This window comes from Rhodococcus sp. NPDC057529, assembly GCF_042802055.1.
Classification (GTDB): domain Bacteria; phylum Actinomycetota; class Actinomycetes; order Mycobacteriales; family Mycobacteriaceae; genus Rhodococcus_F.
The window spans coordinates 314,789-331,247 of record NZ_JBHVEY010000007.1 but is presented as its reverse complement, the minus strand read 5'-3'; the positions used below and the strand labels follow the sequence as shown (position 1 = coordinate 331,247).

Below are 16,459 nucleotides of genomic sequence, written 5' to 3'. Positions count from 1 at the left end.
GTATGACCGCAACGAGTTCACCCGACCCGGTCCGCGCGGACGTCGCCGTGATCGGGGGCAGCGGCTTCTACTCGTTCTTCGACGAGGGAGCCGCGGAAGTCACGCTCGACACTCCGTACGGCAGCCCCAGCGCCCCCATCACAGTCGGCGACGTGGAGGGCAGGACGGTGGCGTTCCTCCCCCGCCACGGCACCCGGCACCAATTCGCTCCCCACACCATCCCGTATCGCGCGAATCTGTGGGCGCTGCGCACACTCGGCGTGCAGCGGGTGTTCGCACCCTGCGCCGCCGGCAGCCTCACCCCGGACCTGGGGCCGGGTGCGATGGTCGTGCCGGACCAGTTGGTCGACCGCACCAGCGGCCGCGCGCAGACGTACTTCGACGGCGGTGGCGTCCACGTCCAGTTCGCCGACCCGTACTGCGCCGACCTGCGCAAGGCCGCCGCCCGGCCGGGCACCGTCGAGGGCGGTGTGCTGGTGGTGGTCGAGGGACCGCGGTTCTCGACCCGGGCCGAGAGCCTGTGGTTCGCCCGGCAGGGCTGGACCCTCGTCAACATGACGGGCCATCCCGAGGCGGTGCTCGCCCGAGAGCTCGAGATGTGCTATGCCACCATCGCTTTGGTCACCGATCTCGATGCGGGAATCGAGGCCGGCGACGGGGTGCGGGCCGTGGACGTGTTCGCCGAGTTCCAGCGCAACCTCGGGCCGCTGAAGGCACTCGTGCAGTCCGCGATCGCCGCCGCCCCCGAAGGCCCCTGCGACGCCTGCCGCGTCCACGAGGGTGTGGCGCTGCCGATCGAGTTGCCATGACCGACATCCGCGTACTCCTCACGGGCGCAGCCGGTTTCATCGGCGGTCACGTCCACACCACGCTGATCGAGGCAGGTCACGACGTCGTCGCCGTCGACGCACTGCTTCCGTCCGCGCACGGCTCCGGCGCCGAACCGCCGGACGGTGTTCGGCGTGCGGACGTGCGTGACCTGCCTGCCCTGACCGAATTGCTCAGGGGTGTGGACGTGGTGTGTCATCAGGCCGCCGTCGTCGGCGCCGGCGTGGATGTGGGCGACGCCCCCGCTTACGCCAGCCACAACGATCTCGGCACGGCGACGCTGCTCGCCGCGATGCACGAGTCGGGTTGCCGTCGGCTGATACTCGCGTCGTCGATGGTCGTCTATGGGGCGGGCCGGTACCGCAACGGTCGGGGCGAGTTCGTGGAACCCGAACCCCGTCGCGTCGACGACCTGGACGCGGGAATCTTCGACGAGACGGACCCCGACACGGGTGAACCCCTGGAGTGGGCTCTCGTGGAGGAGAATTCGCCACTGCGGCCGCGGAGTCTCTACGCCGCGGCCAAGGTCGCCCAGGAGCACTACGCCCTCGCCTGGGCACTGGCCACCGGCGGTTCCGTGACTGCGCTGCGCTATCACAACGTGTACGGCGACCGTATGCCGCGCAACACCCCGTACTCCGGGGTGGCGGCGATGTTCCGGTCCGCCCTCGAGGCAGGCGAATCACCGCGTGTGTTCGAGGACGGCAGGCAGACGCGGGATTTCGTGCACGTCCACGACGTCGCGGCGGCGAACCTGGCCGCGGCCCGGGCAGCGCTGCCGGGGTTCACGGCATTCAATGTGTGTTCGGGACAACCGATCACGATCGGCGAGGTGGCCGCGGCGCTCGCGCGCTCGTACGGCGGACCCGAACCCGTCGTCACCGGCGAGTACCGCCCCGGCGACGTCCGGCACATCGTCGCCGACCCCCGGCTGGCCCGGGAGCGACTGGGGTTCCGGGCGCAGGTCCTGCCCGCCGAGGGGATCGCGGTGTTCGCGCACGCACCCCTGAGGGACGCGGCGCCGGCAGGACCTCCCCGTGTCTGAGCGCGCGCCGATCTCGCCGCGGGACGTCACCGTCGTGATCCCGTGCCTGAACGAGGCCGGTTCCCTGCCCGGCGTGCTCGCCGCGGTGCCGCCCGGCTACCGGACGGTGGTGGTGGACAACAACTCCACCGACGACACCGCCGCGGTCGCGGCCGCCCACGGAGCGTCGGTGGTGCGGGAGCCCGTCCCGGGATACGGTTCCGCCGTGCACGCCGGGGTGCTGGCGGCGCAGACCATGGTGGTCTGCGTGCTGGACGGCGACGGCTCGATGGACCCCGGCGACCTCCCCCGGCTGGTCGCCGCCCTGGACTCGGGCGCCGACCTCGCCGTGGGGCGGCGACGGGGAACGTGGCCGCTGCACAGCAGGGTCGGCAACGCCGTCCTCGCCGCACGGCTCCGGCGCCGGTACGGGCTGCCGATCCACGACCTCGGCGCGATGAGAGCCATACGTAGGCAGGACCTTCTCGATCTGGGGGTCGACGACCGCAGGTCCGGCTACCCGCTGCAGCTCCTCGTTCTCGCGGGCCGCGCCCACTGGCGGGTCGTGGAGCGGGACGTCACGTATCGCCCGCGCACCGCGGGCACGTCGAAGGTGTCGGGTTCGTTGAAGGGCACCGTCGTCGCCGTCCACGACTTCTGGAAGGTGATCGGGTGACCCTCGACGTCACAGTCCTCGTGGTCGCGAAGGCTCCGGTGCCCGGCTTCGCGAAGACCCGGCTGGCTCGGGACGTCGGCGATGCCAGGGCCGCCGGCCTCGCCGCCGCGTCACTGTTGGACACGCTCGACGCCGTCGCCGCTGCCGGGGTCGCGCAGCGGGTGGTGGCGATGACCGGCGACCTCGGCCGCGCGGTCCGGGGCGGCGACATCGCCGCGACGTTGAGCAGGTTCACCGTGGTTCCGCAGCGGGGTGACAGTTTCGCGGAGCGGTTGGTGAACGCCCACGCCGACACATTCGGCCGTTTCGGGCTGCCGATTCTCCAGATCGGAATGGACACACCACAAGTGACGGCGGGATTGCTCGCCGATTCGGCGGACCTCCTCACCGAGCGGCGGGGCCGATGCGCTCTCGGCCTCGCGGAGGACGGCGGGTGGTGGATCCTCGGCGTGCCCGACGCGGCTTCGGCGCGGGCGATACTTCCGGTTCCCACATCGAGCCCGGACACCGGGCGCCTCACCCGGGCGGCGCTGCTCGCAGCCGGCGCCGAGGTGCTGTCGCTGCCGACGCTCCGCGACGTCGACTACGCAGCCGACGTCGCGCCGGTCGCCGCGCTCTGCCCGGATTCCAGCCGCTTCCGCCGTGAGTACTTGTTAACCGCCGGACGTTAACAAGTACTCACGGGCGGCGGAGCCGCCACGCGTACCCTCGGAGTAGATGTCGGAGAGAATCACACGCCATCCGTCCACCGTGACCGACTGGAGCGACGACCGCCGCAAGGCGCGACTGCATGCGACGCGGCTCGGTCACCGGTGGCAGAAATTCGGCCGCACCAGGCGCTTCCTCGCCGCCGTCGCGCTCGGCACCGTTCCCCTGCTCCTCGCCGGCGGCCAGTACTGGGTCCACGACGTCCAACCCGAACGCCAGCGGCTCGCACTGACCCAGCCGCAGATCCACGAGGTGTACGACGCGCAGTCGCCCACCGACCACGACACCGCCGTCGTCGACCTCGTCGGCCTCGGCAACAAGGACGCCACCGACACGGCCAGGACGCTGTCCTCGTTCGACCGCATCGGGCGGGTCTGGGCGGTCCAGTACGACAACGGCGGCATCGACACCAAGGTGATCAGCGAGTTGATCGCCGCCCGCGCCGCCGACGAAGGGATCGACAACGTCGTCCTGTCCGGGCACAGTATGGGCGGCGTCGTCGCACTGGAGGTGGCGCAGCACATCTACGAGGACACCGACGCCAACCTCATCGGCGTGGTGCTCGACTGCACGCCGGTGGACCTGCACGCCGTCCGGGCCGGGAGCCGGGACAGTGGCGAGGACATGCTGCGGTGGATCGGCTGGCTGCCCGGCGCGCGGGAGAGCCGGACGATGCGCGTGCTGGTGGAGACCGCGGCCCGGCAGAGCAGATTCCTGGACACGAAGTCGGACTGGTATCCACACGTCGACGTCGACGAATTCCGCGACGTCCTCGACGAGGTCCTCACCGAGAAGGTCCTGTCGGAGGACGTCGCGAGCAACGGGCTGATCGAATCGCAGTTCAAGACGATCGTCGCGTCCGGCGCCATCGACAATCTGAAGTCGCTGGCGGTGGAGTCGGACGACAAACCACGACCGGGGATCGTCTTCGTCCGTCCCCGCGCGGGCTGGCGGGATGCGGTGGTCGACGTCGACTACACGCAGAAGATCCTCATCGAACAGTCCGGCGGGACCGACGGCGCACTGCTGGTGGCAAAGCTCGACGGAACCGGCCACGCGAACCCGAACCAGCAACCGGTCGCGTACAACGAGGCGATCGTCAAGCGCATCCTGCCGTTCCTCCGCGCCACGCTCGACGAGGTGTCGGTCACCAGCGACGCCTCGGGTGGCCGACGGTGAGATCTCGGCCGGGCAACGTCGTCGTGTGGGATTCCCACGCCCGCGCCAGGAGGATCGCCAGTCCCAGATACGCCCATCCCGCCAGCACGTCCACCACGTAGTGCTCGCCGCCGTAGACCAGGACGAACGCCATGGCGACCGGGTACGCGGCCAGCAGCGCTCGCGACCACAGATTCTTCGCGAACGGCCACAACGCGACCGCCACCAGCAGCGCGAACGCGGCGTGCAACGACGGCAGCGCGGCGACCGGATTGCTCTGCGCCTCCAGCCACCGCGTGCTGACATCCGTCGGGACGACACCGAATCCGAAGCCCGCGACACGACCCACGCTGCCGGAGATCACGTCCCCCTCGGCGGCCAGCCACGGCGGCACGGACGGCAGCAGGATGTACGTGACCAGCCCGAGGTACGACAACAGCAGCACCCGTCGCATGTACCCCGACCACACGTCGCGCGAGTGCACGTAGAAGACGGCCGCGAGCACCCACGGCACGAGGAAGTGGCTGGTGTAGACGATCCCCGTGAGCAGCGTCCACCACGGCAGCTCACCCGTCGGAGGCAGCAGAGTCTCCTGCAACCACACAGTGGGGATCGTGCCGCCGAAGAGCCAGCTCTCCACGGTCACCAGTTCCTGCGCCCGCACAGGCATCCCGAGGTGGTGGGCGACACCCCGGCTGAGGTCGTAGACGACGAGGGCAGCGATGAGCGGCAACCAGTCCCACACGACCCGCACGTGGTCCCGCCACGGCCGGTCGATCGTGAACGCGATCAGGCCCGCGACGATCCACGTCGCCTGATAGATACGGTCGGTGGGCAGCCCCACCGTGAAGATCGTGACGGCCAGCGCGAGCAGGTAGGCGACCCACACCGCCCGTGAGTACTTGTTAACCACGGGCGGTTAAGAAGTACTCACGGGGGCGGCATCACCGTGCCTGCCCGCCCCGGCGGCGAAGCGTGCGGCGCCCTCGACCGTTCCGTTGGCCAGAGAGATTGCGCCGTGCCGGAATTCGTTCAGCAGCGCCTGCTCCTCGGTGAGCCCGGACTGCTCGAGCAGCGACAGCCGGTCCTGCCGCAGGCACATCTGGGGCAGGCCGGCGATCTCGGCGGCCAGTTGCCGGGCCGCGGTGAGCGCCTCCCCCGCCGCGACCTTCCGGTTGATCAGCCCCATGCTCAGCGCTTCGTCGGCGTCGACGGGCCGCCCGGTGAGGACGAGGTCCATCGCGCGGCTCTCGCCGATGAGCCGCGGCAGGCGGACGGTGCCGCCGTCGATGAGCGGCACCCCCCAGCGGCGGCAGAACACTCCGAGGACGGCGTCCGCGCCGGCGACCCGCAGGTCCGCCCACAGCGCGAGTTCGAGTCCACCCGCCACCGCGTGCCCGTCGATCGCGGCGATCACCGGTTTCGACAGCCGCATTCGGGAGATGCCCATCGGTGCGTCGCCGTCGGGTGCCACCCGGTTCCCGCTACCGGAGCTGATGGCCTTGAGATCGGCTCCGGCGCAGAATGTTCCGCCCTCGCCGTGCAGCACGGCGACGGACGCGCCCTCGTCCGCGTCGAAGGCGCGGAAGGCGTCGGCGAGCGCCTCGGCGGTGGGCCGGTCGACGGCGTTGCGGACTTCGGGCCGGTTCAGGCTGATCGTCGTGACCGGGCCGTCCGTGCGGACGAGTACCACGTCGGAAGTCATCGCATGCGCCTTTCCTTGCCGGTGTAGCCGACGCTAGCACCCTTGACGCAAGAACGGAACGGGTGTTCACTCCTTGGGTATGGCCTACCGGCGCACACCCGCGGTCCAGGAACGCCTGGACGCTCTCCGCACCACCCTCCTCGACTCCGCGATCGGGCTGATCGCCCGCGACGGGTACGCGGGGTGCTCCATCTCCGCCGTCGCCGCGGAGGCCGGCGTCGGCACCGGCACCGTCTACCGGCACTTCTCGAACAAGGGTGAACTGTTCGCGGAAGTGTTCCGCATCGTCTGCAGTCGCGAGGTGAGCGCCGCCGTCGAATCCGGCAACACCGCCCGTGCCGCCGAGGGTCGTTGCGTCGCTGCCGTTTCCGCCTCTGTCGCGACTTTCGCCGAACGCGCGCTGCGCGCACCCACCCTGGCGTACGCACTGCTCGTCGAACCCGTCGACCCGCAGGTCGACACGGAACGCCTGCTGTTCCGCGAGTCGTTCCGCGACGCCCTCGCGGTGGCGATCGCCGGCGCCGTCGAGGCCGGGGAGATCCCGGACCAGGACGCGTCGGTCACGGCCGCCTGCATCGTCGGTGCCATCGGCGAAGCACTGATCCTGCCCCTCGCCCGCGGCGCCGCCGACGCCGCGATCATCCCCGCCCTGCTCACGTTCACCCTTCGATCCCTCGGGAGCCCGACATGAGTGCCACTCACGAGGTCGTCAACCAGGTACCGCCGCTGATCAACTTCGACGCCGCCGACTACGCACCGATTCTCGAAGCGCTGCAACGCGAAGGCGCCCACGACGCGCTCGAAGAATTGCACGACGTCGGACGCCTCGCCGGGAGCGAGGAGGCGCAGAGATGGGGCGACCTCGCCGAGGCGCACCCTCCCGTCCTGCGCACCCACGACCGCTACGGCAACCGCATCGACGAGGTCGAGTACGACCCGGCCTACCACCAGCTGATGACCACCGCCGTCGAGATGGGCCTGCACGGCGCACCGTGGGCCGACCCGCACCCGCGCGCCCACCTGGTACGGGCCGCGAAGATGGCGGTGTGGGGCCAGGTCGACGCCGGCCACGGCTGCCCGATCTCCATGACGTATGCCGTCGTCCCCGCCCTCCGGCACAACCGTGAGCTGGCGGAACGGTACGAACCGCTGCTCACCGCACGGGTCTACGATCCGGCGCTGCACCCTCCGCTCACGAAGGCAGGGCTGATCGCCGGGATGTCGATGACGGAGAAGCAGGGCGGCTCCGACGTCCGCGCGGGCACCACCCGCGCCGTGCCGCAGTCCGACGGCAGCTACCTGCTGACCGGGCACAAGTGGTTCACGTCGGCGCCGATGTCCGATGTGTTCCTGGTGCTGGCCCAGGCACCCGGCGGACTGTCGTGCTTCTTCCTGCCCAGAGTCCTGCCGGACGGGACCCGCAACCGAATGCACCTGCAGCGCCTCAAGGACAAGCTCGGCAACCACTCCAACGCCAGCAGCGAGGTCGAGTACGACGAGGCCGTGGCCTGGCTCGTCGGCGAGGAAGGTCGCGGGGTTCCGACGATCATCGAAATGGTCAACATGACCCGCCTCGACTGCACGATCGGCACGGCCACCGGCATGCGGGTCGGCACCGCGCAGGCCGCGCATCACGCGGTGCACCGCAGCGCGTTCGGCGCCCACCTCGTGGATCAGCCGCTGATGCGGAACGTGCTCGCCGACCTCGCCGTCGAGTCGGAGGCGGCTACGACCGTCGCACTGTGGCTGGCCGCGCTCACCGACCGGGCGACCGCGGGCGACGAGCACGCGAACACCCTCCGCCGCATCTCGCTGTCGGTCAGCAAGTATTTCGTCTGCAAACGCGGGCCGATCCATGCGGCCGAGGCTCTGGAATGCCTGGGCGGCAACGGGTACGTGGAGGAATCCCGGATGCCGCGGCTGTACCGGGAGGCGCCCCTGCTGTCGGTGTGGGAGGGCTCCGGCAACGTCGCCGCCCTGGACACCCTGCGCGCGATGGCCAAACAGCCGGAGACGCTTCAGGTGTTCTTCGACGAACTCGATGCGACCGCGGGCGCCGACGCGCGACTCGACGCCGCCGTCACAAAGCTGAAGTCCGGTTTCGGCGACGTCGGCACGCTCGAGCACCGGGCGCGGCGAATCGTCGGCGACATGGCGGTCTCCCTCCAGGGTTCGCTGCTCGTCCGCCACGGGCACCCGGCGGTGGCCGACGCGTTCTGCGTCAGCCGGCTGTCCGGCGACTGGGGCACCGTGTTCGGCACACTGCCGACCGGCGTCGACACCGCCGCCATCATCGACCGCGCCACCCCCAAGGTGGGGTCATGACCGACCACGCCGGCACCCGCCCGGCCGCCTGGCGCGACGGCTGGGACGAGGGCGCAGACTCCCTGTTCGCGGGTCGCGAGCCGGATCGGGCCGACGAGCCGGAGTACCGGACCCTCACCTACGAGGTGACCGGACGCATCGCCCGGATCACGTTCGACCGGCCGGAGCGCGGCAACGCGATCACCGCCGACACCCCCCTCGAACTCGCCGCGACCGTCGAACGCGCCGACCTCGACCCGCGCGTGCACGTGATCCTGCTGTCGGGTCGGGGGAAGGGGTTCTGCGGCGGATACGACCTGGGCGTCTTCGCCGAGAACAGCGGCGGCAGCGGCGGACAGCCCGGCGCGACGACGGGCACCGTGCTCGATCCGATCGTGCAGGCGCGCAACCACGATCCGTTCACCAACTGGGATCCGATGGCCGACTACGCCATGATGAGCCGGTTCAACCGCGGCTTCGCGAGCCTGCTGCACGCGAACAAGCCGACCGTCGCGAAGATCCACGGATTCTGCGTGGCAGGCGGCACCGACATCGCGCTGTACTGCGACCAGATCGTCGCCGCGGACGACACGAAGATCGGCTATCCCCCGACCCGGGTGTGGGGTGTGCCGGCCGCCGGCATGTGGGCGCACCGCCTCGGCGACCAGCGGGCGAAACGACTCCTCCTCACCGGCGACTGCATCACCGGCCGGCAGGCGGCCGAGTGGGGGCTCGCCGTGGAGTCGGCGCCCGCGGACGAACTCGACCGTCGCACCGAGGACCTCGTCGAGCGGATCGCGCAGATGCCGATCAATCAGCTGATGATGGTCAAACTCGCGCTGAACAGCGCGCTGCTCGCGCAGGGCGTCGCCAATTCGACGATGGTGGGCACCGTCTTCGACGGCGTGTCCCGGCACACCCGCGAGGGTTATGCGTTCCAACTACGCTCGGCCACCGCCGGATTCCGTGAGGCCGTCCGCGAACGCGACGAGCCGTTCGGCGACCACAAGCAGTCCCGTCCGGGACGCTGATCCACTCCGCAACCACCGGTCGCCTCACGGTTCGGTGCGCGCGGACGCGGCCGCGGCCCGTGCCATGAGCAGGTTGCGTTCACGCCGGGTCGGTGCGGTGGCCGCGGCGTCCAGATGGAGACGGGCCAGCCGCGGATCGTCCCGCACCGCGTCGAGGGCAGCGAGCGCCGCCCTCGAACACCACCCGCGCCCCGGCGCTCGTCGGCTTCAGACCCTGCCCGTCGAGCATGATCCCTGCGTTCACCAAGTCCTCGTTGTTCGCGCTCATCGCGGCGAGCATCGCCTCCGTCGGGGCGATCTTGTCTTCGTCGGCTCCGGCACCCTCGATCATCACCATGACATCAGCCGTGAGTACTTCTCAACCGCCGGCGGTTAACAAGTACTCACGGGGGCGATTGCAACACGATGCAACGCTTGCCGCCCAGCCCCGACCGGCGTGTGCTGTATGTCACATACCGAGCGAAGGAGAGGTACATGACACAGACGGTCCAGCCGACCGAGGTGCAGACGACCCTGACCCCCCAGGAACGCGTCGACCTGTGGTTGGCGAGCTTCGAATCCGCTCTCGCCGCACGCGACGTCGATCGCGCCGCGGGCATGTTCGCCGTCGACAGCTTCTGGCGGGACCTGGTGGCGTTCACCTGGAACCTCAAGACCGTGGAGGGGCGCGACGCCGTCGCCGCGATGCTGCACGCACGCCTCGAAGACACCGACCCGACGAACTTCCGCACCACCGAGACCCCCGACGAGGCCGACGGCGTCACGTCCGCGTGGATCGAATTCGAGACCGCGACGGGCCGCGGCAAGGGGCACCTGCGGCTGAAGGACGACGAGGCGTGGACGTTCCTCACCACCATGCAGGAATTGAAAGGCCACGAGGAACGCCGAGGACGGAACCGCGTCAAGGGCGCCGTCCACGGCTCCGGCGGCGACACCCAGAGCTGGGCGGAGAAGCGGGAGATCGAGGAGCGAGAACTCGGCTACACCCGGCAGCCGTACGTTCTCGTGATCGGCGGCGGCCAGGGCGGCATCGCGCTCGGCGCACGGCTGCGCCAACTCGGGGTGCCCGCCATCGTCGTCGACAAGAACGAACGCCCCGGCGACCAGTGGCGCAACCGCTACAAGTCGCTGTGCCTGCACGACCCGGTCTGGTACGACCACCTGCCGTACATGCCGTTCCCGGACAACTGGCCGGTGTTCGCGCCGAAAGACAAGATCGGTGACTGGCTCGAGATGTACACGAAGGTGATGGAGATTCCGTACTGGGCGTCCACCACCTGCACGTCCGCGAAGTTCGACGAAGGGACGAAGGAGTGGACCGTCGTCCTCGACCGCGACGGCGAAGAGGTGGTGCTCCACCCGAAGCAGTTGGTGCTCGCCACCGGCATGTCGGGCAAACCGAACGTTCCGACGTTCCCGGGCCAGGACGTCTTCCGCGGCGAACAGCACCACTCGAGCCGGCACCCCGGTCCGGACGCCTACGCCGGAAAGCGTGTCGTCGTCGTGGGAGCCAACAACTCGGCGCACGACATCTGCAAGGCGCTCTTCGAGACCGGCGCCGACGTGACGATGGTGCAGCGGTCGTCGACGCACATCGTGAAGTCGGATTCGCTGATGGACCTCGGCCTCGGCGACCTCTACTCGGAGCGCGCGCTCGCCGCGGGCATGACGACGGAGAAGGCCGACCTCACGTTCGCGTCGCTGCCGTACAAGATCATGCACGAGTTCCAGATCCCGGTCTATCAGAAGATCGCCGAACGGGACAAAGACTTCTACGAGCGACTCGAAAAGGCCGGTTTCAAACTCGATTTCGGTGACGACGGTTCCGGTCTGTTCATGAAGTACCTGCGCCGCGGGTCCGGCTACTACATCGACGTCGGCGCGTCCGAACTCGTCGCGGACGGCAGCATCCACCTCGTGTCCGGACAGGTCGACCACCTCAGCGAGGACGCCGTGGTTCTCACCGACGGCACCGAGTTGCCCGCCGACCTCGTCGTCTACGCCACCGGATACGGGTCGATGAACGGCTGGGCCGCCGACCTCATGGGCCAGGAAGTGGCCGACAAGGTCGGCAAGTGCTGGGGTCTCGGCTCCGACACCACCAAGGACCCCGGGCCGTGGGAGGGCGAACAGCGCAACATGTGGAAGCCCACCCAGCAGGAAGCGCTGTGGTTCCACGGCGGCAACCTGCACCAGTCGCGGCACTACTCGCTGTACCTCGCCCTGCAGCTCAAGGCACGGCACGAGGAGATCCCGACACCGGTCTACGGGCTGCAGGAGGTGCATCACCTCAGCTGATCGGTCCCGGCGTACCGCGGGCGCCTCGCATCGTGCGGGGCGCCCGCACTGTGTGCGTCCAGACACGGGGCGCGTCCAAACGCGTTGTGCGGCGGATTCTTACCTCGCCTCGAGGACCCCGGTCATCTGTTTGACGGTCTTGGCCGCGAGGACCTCGAACGCGAGACGGGCGGCGGGGTCGGCGAAGCGCGCGAGACCGGTGAATTCGAGATGCGCGCGGTACGTGATCGACGTCGAGGCGTCGTCCACCTTCTCGAACGACAGGTCGTCCGACGTGACCGCGGCTCCGTTGCGACCCTCGAAGACGACGTGATCGGGGTCGTCGCGGGTCATGCGGTAGGTGAGTTCGGTGGTGCGCCCGAAGAACGACGACACGTTGTGCCATTCGGTGCCCACCGCCACCGGACCGGGCGTGGTCTGCTCGCACTTCTCGGTCCCGGGATCCCAGGCCGTGGTGTTCGCGAAGTCACGCAGGTATGCGACGACTTCCCCGAGCGGTGAGGCGACGGTGAACGTTCTGCTGACGTCGGCCACGCGGGCCTCCTATGCGCAGTCGCGGCAGATCAGCTGCCCGCCCTCTTCGGACGCGAGACGCGAACGATGATGGACCAGGAAGCAACTGCTGCAAGTGAATTCGTCGGCCCTCTTCGGGACGACGCGGACCGTGAGTTCCTCACCGGACAGGTCGGCGCCGGGCAGTTCGAAGGACTCCGCCGTGTCGGTCTCCTCGACGTCGACGACGGACGACTGCGAGTCGTTCCTCCGTGTCTTCAGTTCTTCGAGCGAGTCCGCGGCGAGTTCGTCGTCGACGGTAACCCGTGGTGCGTCGTAGTCGGTTGCCATGACTTCCTCCCTTTGGCTCATGTTCCCCGTGTCGTGAAATTCCACACTTGCGGGGCACGGTTGCTAGACAACGCACCGATCCCGCATTTTGTTCCCGGGCAGCCGCAGCTGCCCTGTGATTGCGGGATGCCCGTTCCGGGTACCACTCAATCAGCCGATCGGAAGGTGGTCTGTCGATGACGAGTGCACGCGACGAGCTCGGCAATCCCGTGCCCGACCCGGAGCCGGTGCCGCCGTCACCGGGCCCGGCTCCCGTGCCGCCGACGCCGACTCCGCCGCACCCGTTTCCGCCGGAGCCGGGTCCGGAACCCGCACCTCCCGAGCCGGGACCGCAGCCGGGTCCACCGGGGCCGACGCCCCCGGGTCCGCCGATTCCCGAGCCGACTCCCCCGTACCCGCCACAGATGCACGGTCCGACCCACTCCCTGTAGGTTAGCCTCACCTACAGGGAGGTATGTGGATGCGAACGCTCAACCGTCGCAAGTTCCTGACCGTCACCGCCGGGGTCGGCATGGCCGCCGTCGCCGCAGCGTGCTCGTCCGGCACCGAAGCCGGCGCCGAAGGCGACACCCGCACGGTGACGCACAAGAAGGGAACGACCGAAGTCCCGGGCGACCTCCAGCGGATCGTCACCGTCGGCTACTCCGACCAGGACACGCTCCTCGCGTTCGGGCGCACACCGGTCGGCGTCACCGACTGGTACGGCGACTACCCGGACGCCACCTGGCCCTGGGCCCAGGACGCGCTCGGCGGTGCGCACCCCGCAGTCTTCAACCGCGGACAATTCACCGGGGAGGCGAACTTCGCGTACGAGGAGATCGCGAAACTCGGCCCCGACCTGATCCTCGCGCTGTACATCGACGTCGACGACGACGCGTATCAGCGACTCTCGGCCATCGCGCCCACCGTGACGACATCTCCGGACTACCCCGATTTCGGCATGCCGTGGCAGGACGCCGTCCGCATCGTCGGCACCACCCTCGGCGAGGACCGGAAGGCGGATCAACTCGTCGCCGACGTCGACGACCTGGTCGCGCAGCAACGCGCCGCCCACCCCGAATTCGAGGGCAAGACGGTCGCGGTGGCCGAACTGGGCGACGCCGGCTCGTTCTACGTCCGCTCCCCGAACGACCCGCGGTCACGCCTGATGACGTCGCTCGGGTTCGTCGTCCCGGAGCAGATCACGCAACTCGCGGGCGACCAGGACGCGTTCACCATCAGCAAGGAACAGCTGAACATCCTCGACGTCGACGTCCTCGTCTGGAACGTGGGCAGCAGCCCCGGCGCCGAAGCGCAGATCACCGCGGACCCCGTCTATCAGTCGCTGCCGGTGGCGAAGGCCGGACGAGCCGTGTTCGTCGACGACCCCACCGTCTCCGGCGCGCTCACCTGGGGCACCGTCCTCAGCCTCCCCTACGCCGTCGACGCCCTCGTGCCGAAACTCGCGGAGGCCGCCGCCAAACCGGCCTGACCATTCACTCCGACTCGTCTTCGAGCCGGGTGAGCGCGACCAGCGTCCGGACCCCGTGCACCATGGCGCGTTCGTCGAGGTTGAACCCCGGTTGGTGCAGCTCCTGGGGTGTGCCGATGCCGTCCCACACCCCGAGCCTGGCCATCGCGCCCGGAACCTTCTCGAGGTACCAGGCGAAATCCTCGCCGCCGCTGGACTGATGCGCCTCGCCCAGGTGATCGAAACCGACGACCGATTCGATCGCCTCCCGCAGATCGGCGGTGCAGTCGGGATCGTTGACGACGGGCGGGACACCCTGCCGGTAAGAGAGTTCGTACCGCACGTTGTACGGGGCGAGCAGGTGGCAGATCGCGTCCGTGACCAGCGGTTCGAGCGAGGCCCACGTCTCGCGGGACGCGCTGCGGAGGGTCCCGACCAGTTCACCCGACTCGGGCACGGAGTTCGCGACCTGCCCGGCGGCCACCTTGCCCCACGTGAGGACGGTCGCGGTGCGGGCGTCGATGCGGCGGTCGAGCACGGACGCGAGCCCGGTCACCAGGACGGCGGCGGCGTGGATCAGATCGCCGGTCAGGTGCGGTCGCGCGGTGTGCCCGCCCGACGACCACAACCGCACGGTGACGGCGTCGTTGGACGAGGTGATCGGCCCGGTCCGGGTGGCGAGCTTGCCGACTTCGAGGTGCGGGTCGCAGTGCAGTGCGAAGATCTTCGACACCCCGTCGAGTGCGCCAGCGGCGATCGTGTCGACGGAGCCGCCGGGTGTCGTCTCCTCGGCGGGCTGGAAGATGAGCCGCACCCGGGTCGGCGGCGGGTACTTCACGAGGACCGACGCCGCCCCCATCAGCATCGTGGTGTGCGCGTCGTGACCGCAGGCGTGCGACACCCCGGGGACCGTCGACTCGAACGGCAGGCCCGTCGTCTCGGCGACCGGCAGTGCGTCGAGGTCGGCGCGCAGTGCGACGCACTCACCCGTCTCCGGGCCGAGGTCGCACCACAGGCCGGTGCCGCCGGGCAACACGACGGGTTCGAGGCCGAGACCCATGAGGTGATTGCGCACGATTCCGGTGGTCCGGCGTTCCTCGAACGACAGCTCCGGATGCGCGTGCAGATCCCGGCGCCACTCGATCAGCTTCTTCTCGTCGAGCTCCGTCGACTCCGTCCACGTCATGTCGGCGGTGTCGGCGCGATCCCACAGCCGGGCGCTCCAATACCGCCGGGTCCGGCGAGCACCGATCGAGGTCGGGTCCGTCCGAAGCGGCGCGGGCGGCACCTCCACCTCGGGGAGGTGCTCGGTGCGGCCCGCCGTCTCCGCGAGCAGCAGGTCGACGACGTCGGTGAGCCGGCCCCGGCGAGCGAGCGCGTGCCGCTGCCGCGCCGCGGAACTCCCGTGGGCGGACGCCTCCGCGGACAACTCCAGCACGGTGTCCCAGTCGCCTGCCTGCTCGAGCTGCGGTCGCAGCGAGTTCACGAAGTCGCCGACGAGGTCCGACGCGGGACGCGCCTGCGGAAACCGCACGTCGACCAACTCCCCCTCCAACCCCGACCGCGCCGCCCGCCACAACGCCGCCCGCGTCAGGGTCGGGACCACCTCGACGCCCTTCGTCCCGGCGCGCAGACCCTCCACCTCGCGTTCGACGAGCGCCCGGAACAGGGCGGCGACGAGCACGACCGTGTCCAGCCGCGGGCAGCTGTCGCACACCCGCAACTCCAGGGTCGGAAGCTTCACCGACGGCCGGACGTCGAAATACGCCATGCCGGGGTCGCTGATCACCCCGCTCGCGACCAGGTCGTCGATCAGGGCGCCGTATTCGACGGCCGAGGACACCGGCGCGGCCGGACCGGTGCTCGGCCAGCGCAACCACAGAAGCGTCCGCGCACTGGCATAGCCGGTGTCGGCCCCGTCCGACCGGAACGGCGAACTCGCGCTGAGCGCCAGGAGGACGGGCATGTGCGGAGCGACGCGGTGCGCGACCTGCACGGCCTCGTCACGGTCGGGCAGGTCGACGTGAACCTGGGTACCGCAGATCAGCTGCTCGCGGGCGAGCACCTGATAGTCCGCGAGCATCCGCCGGTAGCGCTGCGTCCCCGTCACGTGCATCTCGGCGGGCAACGACAGCGGCATCGAGCCCGCGGCCGCGACCCCGATCCCGAGCCCCTCGGCCGCGTCGATCAGCACCGTCCGGTGCCGCTCCAGATCGCTCCGCAGGCCGTCGAGGTCGGCGTACACACCGCTGTTGACCTCGACGACACACTGCTGGAGTTCGTCGACGTACACGTCGTCGGGAAGTCGTGCCAGTAATTCCGGCGCGCGGGTGGTCAGGCGCCGGGTCTTGCGATCGATGAGATGGAATTCCTCTTCGACCCCCACTTTCCGTGGGTCGCTGGCGAGCACGATGGGCCTCTATTTCCCTGGGTC

General features: G+C 69.7%; 16 protein-coding genes. 10 read left to right on the top strand and 6 right to left on the bottom strand.

The features are described from left to right. Positions 1-2 precede the first annotated feature (2 nt). Genes ACFU5V_RS16480 through ACFU5V_RS16460 form a run of 5 tightly spaced genes read left to right on the top strand, consistent with a single transcriptional unit; the run spans position 3 to position 4,415 of the window. Entirely contained in the window at positions 3-809 is an 807-nt protein-coding gene (locus ACFU5V_RS16480; protein ID WP_378700611.1) for an S-methyl-5'-thioadenosine phosphorylase, read from the top strand. Then, entirely contained in the window at positions 806-1,873 is a 1,068-nt protein-coding gene (locus ACFU5V_RS16475; RefSeq protein ID WP_378700609.1) for an NAD-dependent epimerase/dehydratase family protein, read from the top strand. Before ACFU5V_RS16480 ends, ACFU5V_RS16475 begins: the two co-directional genes overlap by 4 nt. Next, entirely contained in the window at positions 1,866-2,528 is a 663-nt protein-coding gene (locus ACFU5V_RS16470; protein WP_378700607.1) for a glycosyltransferase family 2 protein, read from the top strand. The genes ACFU5V_RS16475 and ACFU5V_RS16470 overlap by 8 nt, the downstream gene beginning before the upstream one ends. Next, positions 2,525-3,199, top strand: a complete 675-nt coding sequence (locus ACFU5V_RS16465) for a DUF2064 domain-containing protein (RefSeq protein ID WP_378700605.1) — start codon at positions 2,525-2,527, stop codon at positions 3,197-3,199. The genes ACFU5V_RS16470 and ACFU5V_RS16465 overlap by 4 nt, the downstream gene beginning before the upstream one ends. A 46-nt stretch (positions 3,200-3,245) precedes the next feature. Further along, positions 3,246-4,415 (top strand): alpha/beta fold hydrolase, encoded by a 1,170-nt coding sequence (locus ACFU5V_RS16460; RefSeq protein ID WP_378700603.1) that lies wholly within the window; start codon positions 3,246-3,248, stop codon positions 4,413-4,415. On the opposite strand, the gene ACFU5V_RS16455 is transcribed toward ACFU5V_RS16460, so the two are convergent. Then, on the bottom strand, positions 4,384-5,283 hold the full coding sequence (locus ACFU5V_RS16455) for a phosphatase PAP2 family protein (RefSeq protein WP_378700727.1): 900 nt from the start codon (positions 5,281-5,283) through the stop codon (positions 4,384-4,386). The two genes, ACFU5V_RS16460 and ACFU5V_RS16455, sit on opposite strands and share 32 nt — an antisense overlap. 30 nt (positions 5,284-5,313) lie before the next feature. Next, complete coding sequence (locus ACFU5V_RS16450; RefSeq protein WP_378700601.1) at positions 5,314-6,099, bottom strand: crotonase/enoyl-CoA hydratase family protein; 786 nt, start codon at positions 6,097-6,099, stop codon at positions 5,314-5,316. Positions 6,100-6,178: 79 nt separating this feature from the next. On the opposite strand from ACFU5V_RS16450, the gene ACFU5V_RS16445 reads away from it, so the two are divergent. From ACFU5V_RS16445 to ACFU5V_RS16435, 3 genes are read left to right on the top strand one after another with little or no spacing between them, the layout of a single operon-like run. Further along, positions 6,179-6,790, top strand: a complete 612-nt coding sequence (locus ACFU5V_RS16445) for a TetR/AcrR family transcriptional regulator (protein WP_378700599.1) — start codon at positions 6,179-6,181, stop codon at positions 6,788-6,790. After that, positions 6,787-8,424, top strand: coding sequence for an acyl-CoA dehydrogenase family protein (locus ACFU5V_RS16440; protein ID WP_378700597.1), 1,638 nt, complete (start codon positions 6,787-6,789; stop codon positions 8,422-8,424). Before ACFU5V_RS16445 ends, ACFU5V_RS16440 begins: the two co-directional genes overlap by 4 nt. Beyond that, on the top strand, positions 8,421-9,434 hold the full coding sequence (locus tag ACFU5V_RS16435; protein WP_378700595.1) for a crotonase/enoyl-CoA hydratase family protein: 1,014 nt from the start codon (positions 8,421-8,423) through the stop codon (positions 9,432-9,434). The genes ACFU5V_RS16440 and ACFU5V_RS16435 overlap by 4 nt, the downstream gene beginning before the upstream one ends. 79 nt (positions 9,435-9,513) lie before the next feature. On the opposite strand, the gene ACFU5V_RS16430 is transcribed toward ACFU5V_RS16435, so the two are convergent. Next, the gene (locus ACFU5V_RS16430) at positions 9,514-9,771 is read right to left on the bottom strand and encodes a hypothetical protein (RefSeq protein WP_378700593.1); all 258 of its coding nucleotides are present in this window, start codon (positions 9,769-9,771) and stop codon (positions 9,514-9,516) included. Between the two features lie 137 nt (positions 9,772-9,908). Here ACFU5V_RS16430 and ACFU5V_RS16425 point away from each other — a divergent pair, with 137 nt between their 5' ends. Then, positions 9,909-11,732, top strand: coding sequence for an NAD(P)-binding domain-containing protein (locus ACFU5V_RS16425; RefSeq protein ID WP_378700591.1), 1,824 nt, complete (start codon positions 9,909-9,911; stop codon positions 11,730-11,732). Positions 11,733-11,831: 99 nt separating this feature from the next. On the opposite strand, the gene ACFU5V_RS16420 is transcribed toward ACFU5V_RS16425, so the two are convergent. Continuing rightward, a complete protein-coding gene (locus tag ACFU5V_RS16420) occupies positions 11,832-12,266 on the bottom strand; it encodes an SRPBCC family protein (RefSeq protein WP_378430100.1) in 435 nt (144 codons plus the stop codon). Between the two features lie 9 nt (positions 12,267-12,275). Next, positions 12,276-12,575, bottom strand: coding sequence for a DUF4193 domain-containing protein (locus ACFU5V_RS16415; RefSeq protein WP_005248611.1), 300 nt, complete (start codon positions 12,573-12,575; stop codon positions 12,276-12,278). 460 nt (positions 12,576-13,035) lie between these two features. Here ACFU5V_RS16415 and ACFU5V_RS16410 point away from each other — a divergent pair, with 460 nt between their 5' ends. Next, entirely contained in the window at positions 13,036-14,046 is a 1,011-nt protein-coding gene (locus tag ACFU5V_RS16410; RefSeq protein ID WP_378700589.1) for an iron-siderophore ABC transporter substrate-binding protein, read from the top strand. 4 nt (positions 14,047-14,050) lie between these two features. On the opposite strand, the gene ACFU5V_RS16405 is transcribed toward ACFU5V_RS16410, so the two are convergent. Continuing rightward, the gene (locus ACFU5V_RS16405; protein WP_378700586.1) at positions 14,051-16,435 is read right to left on the bottom strand and encodes a glutamate--cysteine ligase; all 2,385 of its coding nucleotides are present in this window, start codon (positions 16,433-16,435) and stop codon (positions 14,051-14,053) included. Positions 16,436-16,459: the final 24 nt, after the last annotated feature.